This window comes from Vampirovibrio chlorellavorus (assembly GCF_003149375.1).
GTDB classification, from domain to species: Bacteria; Cyanobacteriota; Vampirovibrionia; order Vampirovibrionales; family Vampirovibrionaceae; genus Vampirovibrio; species Vampirovibrio chlorellavorus_B.
This window is the reverse complement of sequence record NZ_QFWH01000002.1, coordinates 114068-126495: the sequence shown is the minus strand read 5'-3', so window position 1 is coordinate 126495 and position 12428 is coordinate 114068. Positions and strand designations below refer to the sequence as shown.

Genomic DNA, 12428 nt, shown 5'->3' with positions numbered 1-12428 from the left:
GTGCGCCCGACGCCCCAATCGCTGTAAGTTCAAACCTTCTCAGGAATGCCTCCTGCTGGTTAAATTTCAATCACACTGATTTGTGTTGTTTCAATTTACAGTCTCAAAATCCGATTAAACTTTTGCCCAACACGGTCGATACCCCTCATACGCCACACCCTACGAGCATGAGGACAGCAACACCATGTCAGCCGGGCCATTCCCCTCGGAAAATTCTCCCAAAACCAGACGCATTGGCGGCAAAGAAGCGGCCATTCCCATGGAAGTGGTCATCCTGACCGCCGATCACGAAGTGCAGGGCATCATCCACGTTTCCAGAGACGCCCGTGAGGAACGCCGCATCAGCGACTTGCTCAACGACCCGGATCGACGCTTTCTGGCCGTCACCGACGCCAAACTTATCAACCGGAACGGCCCCAGCTCGCCCCGGATTTACAGCTTTATGCAACTCCATATCGACAACATCATCATGGTGCATCCCTCGGCCCAGGCGGTGCTTAAAAATACCGAATACAGCAAGGATGAAGCCCTGCGCTTTGACGAGCTGCGTTCCAAGATGGTGCGCACCATGGGACAGCCTTCTGCCGGTTCCCAGAACGCCTAGTGAAAATACTGTCGCATGGCATCCAGAACCGCTTGCGCCTCCGGGTCGCCCCGCTGAGCTTTTTGAGCCGCTCGATCCAGCACCTGCCGGGGGTCTTTTCCCTGGGCTTTCAATTCCTGAGCCTGACGAACCCAATCGTTGGCCTTCAGCAGGAAGTGTTGATGCCGATCCAGCAAGGTATTTTCAAAGGGTAAAAGCTCAGGCCGGGCCTTGGCCACCGCCGCCTGACTTCGCCTCAAGTCCGCCTCCGAGAACGGGGTCAGACGCTCAATGGGGATATCCTCCCAAGGGTGGGCCTGGGCTGGCGCTGGCCTCAACCCGAACGCCGATAAAGGTAAGAGACTCAGCAAACCCGCCTGAAGCAACTGCCTTCGGCTGAAGCCAGTCGGTACCCCCTCAAATCCGTCTTTCCGTTGCAACGAAGGACGGGAAAAGAGCGGCCTGCCCTGCGGCGCACGCCACCGTAATCCTTTTTTGGGCGCTGAATTTTGATACCCGGAAGGGCCTTGGGACTGTCTGGCGGCATTGGGCCGAATTGGTAACATCATGTTGCTCCCCCACTCTTATGTTAATATTCTCCGCCTGAAAATCGGCCCAAGCCCTCTCCCGCTATAACAGCGGCTTACCGGAAGCCTCCTTTTGCTCGGACTTCAACTTTCGGGTCATCAGGCTTTTCACAATCATTTTCTCGGAAAAAGGCCCGGACAGACACATCTCCACCATATCCACAATGGGCGTATCCAGCCCCATTTTATGTGACAACTCGTAAACGGCGTGGGTGGTCTTAACCCCTTCGGCCACCACTTTGAGGTCCGTCAAAATATTGTCCAGCGTTTCCCCCTGGGCCAAACGGGCCCCCACCTGAAAGTTTCGACTCAAAGGGCTGTTGGCGGTGGCCAATAAATCGCCCAGACCACTCATTCCATACAGACTCTCCGGGTCAGCCCCCAAAGCCACGCTAAAGCGGGTCATCTCCGATAAGCCACGGGTGATTAGGGCTCCCAGGGCATTATCACCCAACTGTTTTTGCTTCATATAGCCACTGGCGATGGCGAAAATGTTCTTCAGAGCCCCGCCCAACTCCACCCCGGTTACATCGGTGTTGGAATAAAGGCGGAATAAATCGTGGGATAAATCGCGTTGCAGGGCTTCGGCAATCTCTAAATCCTCACAAGCAATGGAACAAGCGGTGGGCAAGCCGTTCAAAATCTCCATGGCCAAGGTGGGCCCCGACAAAACCGCATAGGGATTGTCCGGCATTTCCTCGGCAAACACCTCGGACATGCGCTTCAGGCTGGGAAACTCTATCCCTTTGGAGGCGTTGACCAGCACCACCTGCCGAGGCAACTTCACCTCATCCCGCAAACGGCGCAGGACTTCCCGGGTGCCGGAAACGGTCACCACCATCAAAATCACATCTGCATCCCGAACGGCCTCTTCAAGCGAGGCGGTCAGGTTGAGCTTTTGGGGCAAAATCACCGGCAACGGAAACAGCACCTTGCGATCCCGGCTCATGGCGGCTACTTTGTCCGGGTTTCTGTCCCACAGCCACACGTTCTCGTGCTGAGCGCCGTTCAACCAGGCCAGGGTCAGCCCCCAACTGCCTGCACCCAAAATTGCCAGTTTTTTCATTTAAATACGGTTCTCCGTACCATTTAACAGCCGCTGAATGTTGGCCTTATGCAAATAAATAACATAAAGTCCGGCAATGGCGGCATAAATTTGATACGGAACGGGGGCCTTGAACACCATCAGCAGGATGGGCGCCAACACGCTGGCCAACATGGAGCCCACCGAGACCATCCGGGTCAGGCGCATGGTGGTATAGGCAATCACGGCCAGTAAAAGCCCGGCCACCGGGTCAAGGCCCACAAAGCCACCCAAACCGGTGGCCGCCGACTTCCCGCCGGCAAAGCCCAGATAAATAGACTTGCTGTGACCAATCACCGTGGACAAAGCCACCAGCACGTGCAACCAGGGGGCGCCCGGAAACACGAACTTGGCCAACAGCACTGGCACCGTACCCTTCAGAAAGTCCATCAACAACACAAACAGGAACGGCTTGAACCCGGCAGCCCGCTTGACGTTGGTGGCGCCCACGTTACCGCTGCCCACCTGCCGAATATCCTGCCCGGTCAGCTTTTTAACCACCAGGTACGCCGTGGGAACCGCCCCAATCAAATAGCCAAGCATGGCCGCAATCAGGTAATGCATTGTCTCTACCGCCTATTTTCCCTTCTTTTGCATTCTTTCCTTTTTCTCTTCACGAGAACGAGTCACAATCACAATCGGCGTTCCGGAGAACTCGAAGTTTTCACGCAACTTTTTTTCCAGATAACGACGATAGGAATCTTTCATGAGTTTAGCATCATTGACGAACACGATAAACGTGGGCGGGGCCACCCCGACCTGAGTGGCGTACAGCAACTTCAGGCGGCGCTGCTTAATGGGAGCAGGCGGAGACAGGGTAAAGGCCTCGGCCATGACCTCATTGACCAGACTGGTCTTGATGCGGCGATTGGCGTTCTCATGCACGGTTTTGGCCAGTTCAAAAATGTTGGTCAGCCGCTGGCCTTTGGCCGCGCTGGTAAACAGCACCGGGGCAAACGCGGCGAAGGGCAGCTCCTGATAGAGTTTTTTCTTGAAGGTCTCCACGGTTTTAGAGGTCTTGTCGGGGATCAAATCCCATTTGTTGACCACCAGCACCAGCCCTTTGCCCGCCTGGTTGCTCATATCGATGATTTTCTTATCCTGATCGGTCACCATACCAGCGGTTTGGCTTTGAATGTTTTCAGTGGCATCCAGCACCATCACCGTTACATTGGCGTCTCGGACGGCCCGAATAGAGCGATCCACCGAGAACATCTCGATGCCGTAGTCCACTTTGCCTTTTTTACGAATGCCTGCGGTATCCACCAGCACGAATTCCTCACCCTCGAAGGTCACCGGAACGTTCAGGGAGTCCCGGGTGGTGCCGGAAATATCGCTGACAATGGAGCGTTCTTCGCCCAGCAGGGCATTGAGAATGGAGGATTTGCCCACGTTGGGACGGCCCACCAGAGCGATGTGGATGCGGGTGTCCTCTTGCACGTCTTCCGCCGGGACAGGCAAGCGCTTGATGATTTCATCCAGCAAGTCGCCCACGCCCACGTTGCCATGCAAGGCGGACAGGGAGTAGGGTTCCCCTAAAGAAAGGGCGTAAAACTCAGCGGCCAGCGCTTTTTGATCGTGGCGATCGATTTTATTGATGGTCAGCAAAATGGGCTTGCCGCTACGACGGAGCTGTTCGGCGATATCCTCATCAACCGCAGTGATACCGGCTTGACCATCCAGCAGAAACACCACCAGATCCGCTTCCGCCAAGGCCACTTCCACCTGCATATTGATCAATTCGGCAAACGGATGCTCTTCCAGATCGGCATCCGGCATGACCCCGCCGGTATCCACCAGCGTAAACGCTTTCCCTTGCCAGTCCGCGTCGTAATAGGAGCGATCCCGGGTTACCCCCGGAGTATCGTCCACAATGGCTTTTCGGGAGCCGATAATGCGGTTGACCAGAGTGGATTTGCCCACATTGGGGCGACCAATAATAGCGACAGTCGGTTTTTTCATAAGGTGTTGTCCATTCTTGAAGGGAATCCGTTTCTCCAATAAAAAGCGGAGCGGGTTCCGGTTTGCGTTTGGGCTCAAACCGAGCCTGTTTTTGGGAGATCAGGGTTTGGACGGGCTAACGCGAGGGCTGGGATTGGGAATTGGGCCGGAGAAACTGCGGACGAGTCTCCAAATATTTTCTACAAACGGACGCTGTGAGAAGAACTGCTTCCGTATTAGAATATGGCTATGTTATCGGAAATATTTCAAAAACCCAAACCCATTATCGGTCGGGTGCAATTGCTGGCCCTGCCCGGCTCCCCGGACTGGGACGGCAACTGGGACATCCTGATTGCCCGGGCGGAGCAGGAAGCCACCGCTCTGGCCACTGGTGGCGTGGATGGCCTGATTTTAGAGAACTTCCACGATACCCCATTCTCCCGGGAACGCATGGATGTGGCCGGGGCTATCGCCATGGCCTTGCTGACCAAGCGACTCAAGCAATTCACCCACTTGCCCGTGGGGATTTCCGTTTTGCGCAACGACCCGGAAACCGCGTTGGCCATTGCCCTGAACACCGGCGCTGACTTTCTCAGACTCTCGGTCCTCAGTGGCGCTTTTGTTTCCGAGAGCGGTGTGGTGAACAGCCGCTTGAATGAATTGCTGCATTACAAAAACCGACTGAAGGCCGAGCTGCCCCCCTTGCTGGTGGATCTGTCCCCTCAGCATCTGACCACCGGCATTAACCAAGCCACCAACAGGCAAGCCCACACACTGGCCCACTTGTTGACCCTGGCACAGGAACTCCCGACCCACTTTGGCCCCATTAGCCTAGCCATATCCAGCCAAGCCCTACAGCCTGAAGCGCTCATCGCTTTCAAACAACAAACCCGTTTCCCGGTCTGGGTGGAGCATGAAAGTCCTCACCACGAGCCGGATGGCTGGTTTGAATCCGCCGACGGCCTGATTCTGGCAGCGGGCATTCGCAAGGCCAGCGCCCTGCACCCGGATTTGCCACCCACCATTGACATGCCCCAGGTGGAGGAACTGGTCAATCGCCTGCGGGGGGTTAAAACGGTTCAGGAAATGGACCCTGATATTTTTCTGCAGCGGTAAACGGCCCCCTTTATTGAGCTTGGCGTCAAGCCCTTTTGAGAGCGGTTCATTCCGGCTACAATAGTGTGAGAGATTAAGCGCAAACCGAGTGCGAAAAGAGAGGGTCAGGCCATGCAAACATCCACCGCTGTATCCGTTCAGGCGTTTCAGGCGCTGGTCAACGAAATCCACGATCTCTCGGCCACCCAGGCCATACTGAGCTGGGATTTGGAAACCTACATGCCGGAGCAGGGCGGCCCATTAAGGGCCAAGCAAATGGCCACCCTGGCCAAACTCTCTCACAATATGATGACCAGCCCGGAAATGGCCGAACACCTGCGCAACCTGCGTCAACCGGGGGTACTGGAAAAACTGGACACCATGAGTCAGGCCCTGGTGCGGGAAGTGGGTCGCAATTTCGACAAAAGCCAGAAAACGCCCATCGAACTGTTGCAAGAAATTGTGGAAACCACCGCTGAGGCCCACAAAATCTGGGTAGAGGCCCGAGCCAACAAAAACTTCAAGCAGTTTGAGCCGGTTTTGCGCAAAATCGTCTCCCTCAATCAGCGTATGGCCGAAGCCCAAGGCTATGAGGATTCCCCCTACGATGCCCTGCTGGATGACTATGAGCCGGGCCTGACCGTGAAGCAGCTGGACCCTCAGTTTCAACAACTAAAGGCAGAGTTAGTGCCCCTGCTCAAGGCCATTCAGGGCAGTGGCTACACCCCGCAAACGGACTTTTTGCACCAGGGCCCCTTCCCGCAAAGCGATCAACTGGCTTTTTCCGAGCAAGTGCTAAAAGATATGGGCTTTGATTTTGCCGCGGGCCGACTGGACTTGGCCCCGCACCCCTTTTCTTCCGGCACCAGCTCCATGGATGTGCGCCTGACCACCCGGGTGGACGAGTATGATGTGTTCTCCGCCCTGTCCTCCTCCATGCACGAAGGGGGACACGGCATGTACGAGCAAGGGGTCAACCCGGCCCTGAACCGTACCCCACTGGCGGAAGGCACCTCGCTGGGCATTCATGAATCCCAGTCCCGCATGTGGGAAAATCTGGTGGGGCGCTCCAAAGCGTTCTGGAGCCATTACCTCCCCAAGCTGCAAGCAACATTTCCCGCTTTGGAAGGCGTTGATCTGGCGCGGTTTTACCATGCCATTAACCGGGTGCAACCCTCTTTCATCCGGGTGGAAGCCGATGAAGTGACCTACAATCTGCACATTATGGTGCGCTATGAGATTGAAAAGGCCCTGATTGAAGGCACCATGAACGTGGATGAAGTGCCGGAGGCCTGGGCCGCCAAAATGCGGGAATATTTAGGCATTACCCCGGCCAATGACGCCGAGGGGGCCTTGCAGGACATTCACTGGTCCCACGGATCGTTTGGGTACTTCCCCACTTACACGCTGGGGAATTTGTATTCCGCCCAGTTTTTTAACACCGCCAAGCAGCAAAACCCCACCCTGGAGCAAGACATTGCCCACGGGAATCTGCTCACGCTCAAAAACTGGCTGAACCAGGAAATTCACGCCGTGGGCAAGATGGAATCCGCCGCCACCATTGTGCAGCGGGTCACCGGAGAACCCCTGAACGCCCGCTACTTTGTGGACTACCTGTGGCAAAAATACGGCGACATTTTTAACATTCAGCGCTAACCGGCCAAGCCAGCGGTCGCTGTCGGTTCCTTGGTAACCAGCGCAGCATTGCCCCGGGTCCTTCGGACACCGTGGGGCTCTGACTTCAGGCGTCCAACACTATGAGGTTCGGGGCTACATCTCTCGAATCAGTCTCATGCCCAACACAGGCCGGAACCGGTTGACGGCAAAATGCTCGAACCCGGCCCCAATCTGCAGGCTGTAATTTTTACCAAGCTCCAGATGCACTTGCGGCAGGTAGAGGTAATGATTATTTTTTGATTTGGCAAGGCTTAAATTGGTCTCAAACCCCAAGCGCAGATGCTTGGAGTGGGTGTAAAACAAGCTGGGATTCAGCAATCCCACAAAACTTCCGCTTCTGTGATTCAGGCCTGTATGGCGAAGTCCGGCCATGGTCAAGGCACTCCACCGATCATTGAGTTGACACCCCACAATGTAGAGACCGGTGACCGAGGTTTTGCGGGTATGCAGATTATATTTTCCGATGGCCTGCATGCCATGAATGAGCCGGTGGTGTCTATCCGCCCCAAAGGTGACCTGATAGGCCCCTTTTAAAGTTTCAAGCCGGGTGTTTTCAAAGGGCAGCTCAAACTCAATGGCGTGATTGTCCAGAATGGCATATTCGATTTCCGGGGCCCAGTCCAGAGCGGTTTTACCAGTGACTGTTTTCAGAAAAAGACTGTTTACCTCAAACTCTCCCTGCCGGGCACCCAAAGGCCGAATCAGGTCGAAGTTCATCGGCTCCGGGATATGGGGAATCAGGCTGCCTGAGCTGCCTGTGTTGGGATCGGTGTCTTTAATTTCCTCCAGCAACGCTTCATGGCCGCTTTCAGGCCGATGCGACTGCACCTCATGTTCCACGATCTCCAGAACTTCCTCCAGTTCTGGTTGCCAGTCTGGGTAGTTGGCGATTTCTCCCACCAGTGGATCCGCCAAGGCGCTGGAGAAACAGCCGGCTCCAAGCAACAGACCGGCAATCAGCCATGACTTCACTAAAAAGCTCCTTGTCCTTGCGGGGTGTTCCGACGGATCGTTCCGTTTATTTTAGCAAATGATGAGCCTGTTCAATGCGCCAGACTTTTACCCAATACAAGGGACAGCAACGTTCAAGGTTGAGGAGGGGCGGGTAATTTGCAAATGGATTGCGGAGCGAGCCAGCAGGGGGAATATGACGCAACTTCCCCCAGAGAATATATAAATTAAACTTGAACTGAGGAGTCGATTATAGAGCGTTTATGTTAGGATTCCCCCGAACTGTTACCCCAAGAAAAAAGAACATATAAAATATTTTGAAAACTGATTGCCCAAATTGTAGAAAGATTATCCCACTCGGTACAGAGATCTGCCCTAATTGTGGTGCCAATACAATGGAAGGTGAGCTATCTTCACCGAAATCGAATCATCCATACAAGGATCCTTTTTTATGGCCACTTATCCTGATTCCGTTACTGACAGCTGTATCTTTTAATATTTATAGTTCAATTTATATTGAACACGAAATCGAAGCTGTTCTTTTGGAAGGTTTTTTAGGACTTCTGTGGCTATGTTTTATCAGTATTCTTATTCTGTTTGCTCTTTGGCACAAACTCCGAAAAATGACTCTCTCATTACTAATCAGCCTCGTTTTCTGGCTCTGGATCACGCCTGCATTTCTGCGATGGTTTCCAGTGGGTGATTACGTTCACTTATCTATTAAGTACCCTGAATACAAGGCCCAAACCGACGTTTCTCCTAATGCCAGATTGAAGTTCCACTGGGGAACAACCGGATTATCTTTCACAGTAGGTAGCAATAGGACACTCATTTATGATCCAAGTGATAAATTGCCGTCCGAGAATGCAATAAAAGCTACAAAATGGCGAAAGGCTTCCCGTTATGTCCGCAACGGTCACGAGTATTTCTCAGACTGGCTGGTAACAAGGCATCTTTGGGGGCATTTTTATCTTGTTGAGGAATGGCACCAATAAGCATTAAGAATCGAAAAAATATTTAATTCTTTAGCAAAATAATGGAGCCGTCGATCAAGTAGAACCAAGACCTTCAGGCCGTAGAGGTCACTTAGTCGCCCTCTCGCACAGAAGAAGAAATGGTGGAGCCGGAGAGATTCGAACTCTCGTCCAGAACGTACGCCGGCAAACGTCTACGCGTGTAGGGAAGAGTTATCGTCAACCAACCCAAGGCACTTCCCAGGACCTTAGGATTGATCCAAGCGTTTGGCCTCGCCAGGCTCGATCATGGGATTCGCATTCACCGTATGATCATCCGGCTTCCGCTAGCATGCATGGGGGACCCGGTATCTCGGCATGCAGGAGATACAAGGTGGCCACCCTCAGTAGGTCGAGGGGATTTCTTGGCTTATGCTACAAGACTGCTATTAAGCAGCTTTGCGAGCACGAGCGCCGAAATCAACGGCGATGACATTGCTTTTGGCATTTGTCAAATTGCTTGTTTTTACGTGGAACAGCACCACGACGCGCAGTTTGCGTCCGTATTCGCCCTGTCAAATCCAAATCGGCCCCATAAAGCTGGGGTTTGAACTTATGGCAAGTCCAAAGCGCAGCTTGATGAGCGTTTGGAAAAATTGTGGGGACTCGGTTTTCAAAGTACAAAACGCTTGTATAGGGAACTATAACACATGACGTCGAGGACTTGGAGAGGTTCAATCGGAAATATTAAAATATCAGCCTTTAAAAATCACGCTCTGGAATATCGCTGCGGACAGGCGGGGGTGACCGTCAACGAATGCCGCCCCTACGCCAAAACTGGCCACTTTGGAATAAAGCGGCCAGTGGCAACAGTGATTAAAAGACCCCGACTTCGGGTGTCTGGGCGAAACACGCTGGCTTCTGAGCAGGCCGTCCCGATTATGACCCGGGTCGTGTGAACCACGGGCCATTGTAGGAGGCCAGTCAGGCTTCAGTGCCTGGCGCCATACCCGTTTGTTAGTGGTGGTGTCCGTGGGGACCGTGGGGATGACCGTGGCTCAGCTCTTCAGCGGAGGCTTCCCGAATGCCCACGATTTCGACGTCAAAGTTCAGCACCTGACCAGCCAAGGGATGGTTGGCGTCCAGAATGACTTCCTGGCCTTCCTGCTTCACAATAGTGGCCATCATCACCCCTTCTTCCGACTGGAGCTGAACCACCATCCCGGCTTGAGGAACCTCTCCCCCGAATTGCTCAATGGGCAGGCCAAAAATCAGTTCCGGGTTGTGAACGCCGTAGCCTTGCTCGGGCTGCACGGTCACCTGTTTTTTATCACCGGCTTTCAGGCCTTCCAGGGCATTTTCCAGACCGGGAATAATGTTCTGATGACCTTGCAAGTACTCCATGGGCTCATCCTGAGAAGAGTCCAGCAGGGTGCCACTGGCATCCGTCAGGGTGTAGTTCATTTTTACAACTTTATTAACAGTTACCAGTTCGGCAGCCATGACACAATCCTTATTATTGCTTGGTTTGAACGGAATATTTACTTGTGGATTTTAAATATGTTACCTTAACAGGCCCGGTTCACAAGATCAACTCATCCTGCTTGCCTCTCACCTCACCGGCGGCCTTCACCGGAACCGCCCGGCAGGCAGAGGGTCAACAAACACCCAGCTCCAGCCCTTTACACGGTAGCCGAAAGCCTGGGACGATCCGATGATGCTGGCGCTTCGGGAGAATGGGTTGCATCGTGCGCAATCATGGGTGTCTTCAAGAACGGTGCAGGAGGCTGTATATTTTTGCAACCAGCCCGGTTCAGGGTGAAAAGCGGGGCGATATAGCGGGCAAAAAATCCGTTGTTATTATCGGGCGCCATGTAGGGAAAAGCCAGACTCAAGCCATTGCCCCCGTGGCCCAGATGCAGAATCGCCTTTTTAAACTTTGCTTGTAACGCTGGTGAAGCCTGCTGGTAAAAGGCCTGATCCTCAAACAACGGCACGATTTGCGCGGGCCGGTAAGTGCATCGGGAATCGTTCCGCTGAATCTCCTGGAATACCTGAACCGCCTTGCTGGTTGAGACCAGCGGGGCAAAGTGCAGGGGGATTTCAGGACCCAACGCCTCTCGCAGTTTGTTGTACACATCCACCAGACTGTCCCCACTACTGGCCAAATCATCCACAATGGTCAACAGGGTTTGCGCCGAGTGCTTGCTCAGGGCAGGGAGCCCGTCCACCAGCTGCTCCGGGGCCACTCCGTTCACCTGGGCATAGTGATAATTCACGAGCCCATAACTTTTTTTCTTTTCATCAATATAATAAATAATGTTGTGAGGCTGCAGCCCCAAACGCTGCGCCCGCGCCGTGATATCCCGGTGCTGCTCCTGCAAAAGCCGGGTTAGACGAAGCGGACTATACACTTGCGCTTGCTCGTTCAGAATGCTCAAAACCAACTGGAATACTTCAGGCGCCGCCTCATCTAAAAATTTAGGCTTCTGCTCGCCCATAAAATCCGCCAGCGCCTGCTTCAGTTGTGGAAGCCCAAGCTGCTTGGGGGCCAATTGTTCCACGATCTTTTCAACAGAAGGAGGTGCATTCTTTTTGTGGGGTGCCAGGTAACCACCGGCCTCCTTCAAATCTTCCAGGGAATTTTTCAGATTCAGTGATGTCATCAGCTCCTGGGTCGGTTGGTTCAAGATAAGCTGAATTGTCTCTGTCTCATCGGCGTTGGTTCTACCGGATTGCTGCCGGACTGCTTCTATCAGTGGAGGCAGTTTGGCCATCAGGACTTCTAACGGCTGCTGGTTGAAGGGATTCACCCCTTCATCCCAGCCCGGGGGATACAACAGCTTGATGTCATTTTGGCGAATATGCTCGCATAATTGAGGATCGCGTCGCAGCCGGGCCTTGGTGGGTTGATCCAGGAGGATAGCCCCGCTTTTCACGGTATTCAGATCGTCCACTTCTACCAAGACGGGGTTAACAAAAGGATGCATGATCCCGGAAACCTTGTGCTTCAGGGACAGATAGTCCAGCGTGCTGCCCAGCGTGGCCTCTCCCTGATAGTACAAAGCCCGGGAGTTCTTTTTGCAGTACCGAACCAGCGCACTTTGCAACCCGTTCAGGCTCTTCATATTGGCAAAGCGGGTCATTTGGGTCAGGATTTTGACAGCCAGCTCCCGATCGCGCTGGTCTGGAAAGTTTTCCAAAAGCGCCTTCTCCAAAGCCTCTACGGTAATTATGTGCTGTTGAGCCTCCAGCTTCTTCACCACCTGCTCAGCGGAGACCTTGAGTGGAGACTGCCGGGGAGACAGGCGACTTGCCCCGGAAATCTGCAAGACATCGCCCGCAGCGGACTGGATGGACTTTTCGGAATCCGCCTTAAACGACCTGGAAAGGGACAGGACGGAATGCGCCTGATCCGCGCTGAACGCTGTTTTTGTGGCAGTTTCTTTGGGGCTTCCCTCACCGGAGCGGGGGCCCGGCAAGGGAAATATGGCTGGGGCAATGGCGATGTGGGTCATAATAGAAAACAATCCGGGGGCATTAGCACTGAAATGATT

General features: G+C 53.7%; 11 protein-coding genes and 1 other RNA gene. 4 read left to right on the top strand and 8 right to left on the bottom strand.

Features of this window, described 5'->3' with window-relative positions; all coding sequences use genetic code 11:
* Positions 1-184 precede the first annotated feature (184 nt).
* On the top strand, positions 185-604 hold the full coding sequence (locus DF283_RS02930; RefSeq protein ID WP_303673216.1) for a DUF6812 domain-containing protein: 420 nt from the start codon (positions 185-187) through the stop codon (positions 602-604).
* On the opposite strand, the gene DF283_RS02925 is transcribed toward DF283_RS02930, so the two are convergent.
* The 4 genes from DF283_RS02925 to der form a co-directional block, all read right to left on the bottom strand.
* Positions 601-1152 (bottom strand): hypothetical protein, encoded by a 552-nt coding sequence (locus tag DF283_RS02925; protein WP_303673215.1) that lies wholly within the window; start codon positions 1150-1152, stop codon positions 601-603. The genes DF283_RS02930 and DF283_RS02925 overlap by 4 nt on opposite strands.
* Positions 1153-1213: 61 nt before the next feature.
* On the bottom strand, positions 1214-2236 hold the full coding sequence (locus DF283_RS02920) for an NAD(P)H-dependent glycerol-3-phosphate dehydrogenase (RefSeq protein WP_303673214.1): 1023 nt from the start codon (positions 2234-2236) through the stop codon (positions 1214-1216).
* Entirely contained in the window at positions 2237-2818 is a 582-nt protein-coding gene (plsY, locus tag DF283_RS02915; RefSeq protein ID WP_303673213.1) for a glycerol-3-phosphate 1-O-acyltransferase PlsY, read from the bottom strand.
* Between the two features lie 12 nt (positions 2819-2830).
* Positions 2831-4216 (bottom strand): ribosome biogenesis GTPase Der, encoded by a 1386-nt coding sequence (gene der / locus DF283_RS02910; RefSeq protein WP_303673212.1) that lies wholly within the window; start codon positions 4214-4216, stop codon positions 2831-2833.
* Between the two features lie 228 nt (positions 4217-4444).
* Between der and DF283_RS02905 the strand changes: the two genes are divergently transcribed.
* Complete coding sequence (locus DF283_RS02905; protein WP_303673211.1) at positions 4445-5311, top strand: BtpA/SgcQ family protein; 867 nt, start codon at positions 4445-4447, stop codon at positions 5309-5311.
* Between the two features lie 111 nt (positions 5312-5422).
* Positions 5423-6946 (top strand): carboxypeptidase M32, encoded by a 1524-nt coding sequence (locus DF283_RS02900; RefSeq protein ID WP_303673210.1) that lies wholly within the window; start codon positions 5423-5425, stop codon positions 6944-6946.
* Between the two features lie 114 nt (positions 6947-7060).
* Here DF283_RS02900 and DF283_RS02895 read toward each other — a convergent pair whose 3' ends face one another.
* A complete protein-coding gene (locus tag DF283_RS02895; RefSeq protein ID WP_303673209.1) occupies positions 7061-7939 on the bottom strand; it encodes a hypothetical protein in 879 nt (292 codons plus the stop codon).
* A 374-nt stretch (positions 7940-8313) separates the two neighbouring features.
* On the opposite strand from DF283_RS02895, the gene DF283_RS02890 reads away from it, so the two are divergent.
* The gene (locus DF283_RS02890; protein ID WP_303673208.1) at positions 8314-8913 is read left to right on the top strand and encodes a hypothetical protein; all 600 of its coding nucleotides are present in this window, start codon (positions 8314-8316) and stop codon (positions 8911-8913) included.
* A 120-nt stretch (positions 8914-9033) separates the two neighbouring features.
* Here DF283_RS02890 and ssrA read toward each other — a convergent pair.
* The 3 genes from ssrA to DF283_RS02875 all read right to left on the bottom strand — a co-directional run bounded on the left by ssrA (position 9034) and on the right by DF283_RS02875 (position 12389).
* Positions 9034-9465, bottom strand: a transfer-messenger RNA (tmRNA) gene (gene ssrA, locus DF283_RS02885).
* Positions 9466-9888: 423 nt separating this feature from the next.
* Entirely contained in the window at positions 9889-10374 is a 486-nt protein-coding gene (locus DF283_RS02880) for an FKBP-type peptidyl-prolyl cis-trans isomerase (protein ID WP_303673207.1), read from the bottom strand.
* Positions 10375-10553: 179 nt separating this feature from the next.
* On the bottom strand, positions 10554-12389 hold the full coding sequence (locus DF283_RS02875; protein ID WP_303673206.1) for a phosphoribosyltransferase-like protein: 1836 nt from the start codon (positions 12387-12389) through the stop codon (positions 10554-10556).
* Between the last annotated feature and the right edge of the window lie 39 nt (positions 12390-12428).

Bases quoted from the DNA above. Each gene is read 5' to 3' on its own strand.
- DF283_RS02925 (WP_303673215.1), bottom strand. From the start codon at position 1,152: ATGATGTTACCAATTCGGCCCAATGCCGCCAGACAGTCCCAAGGCCCT.
- DF283_RS02930 (WP_303673216.1), top strand. From the start codon at position 185: ATGTCAGCCGGGCCATTCCCCTCGGAAAATTCTCCCAAAACCAGACGC.
- DF283_RS02905 (WP_303673211.1), top strand. From the start codon at position 4,445: ATGTTATCGGAAATATTTCAAAAACCCAAACCCATTATCGGTCGGGTG.
- DF283_RS02875 (WP_303673206.1), bottom strand. From the start codon at position 12,389: ATGACCCACATCGCCATTGCCCCAGCCATATTTCCCTTGCCGGGCCCC.
- plsY (WP_303673213.1), bottom strand. From the start codon at position 2,818: ATGCATTACCTGATTGCGGCCATGCTTGGCTATTTGATTGGGGCGGTT.
- DF283_RS02880 (WP_303673207.1), bottom strand. From the start codon at position 10,374: ATGGCTGCCGAACTGGTAACTGTTAATAAAGTTGTAAAAATGAACTAC.
- DF283_RS02920 (WP_303673214.1), bottom strand. From the start codon at position 2,236: ATGAAAAAACTGGCAATTTTGGGTGCAGGCAGTTGGGGGCTGACCCTG.
- der (WP_303673212.1), bottom strand. From the start codon at position 4,216: ATGAAAAAACCGACTGTCGCTATTATTGGTCGCCCCAATGTGGGCAAA.
- DF283_RS02890 (WP_303673208.1), top strand. From the start codon at position 8,314: ATGGAAGGTGAGCTATCTTCACCGAAATCGAATCATCCATACAAGGAT.
- DF283_RS02900 (WP_303673210.1), top strand. From the start codon at position 5,423: ATGCAAACATCCACCGCTGTATCCGTTCAGGCGTTTCAGGCGCTGGTC.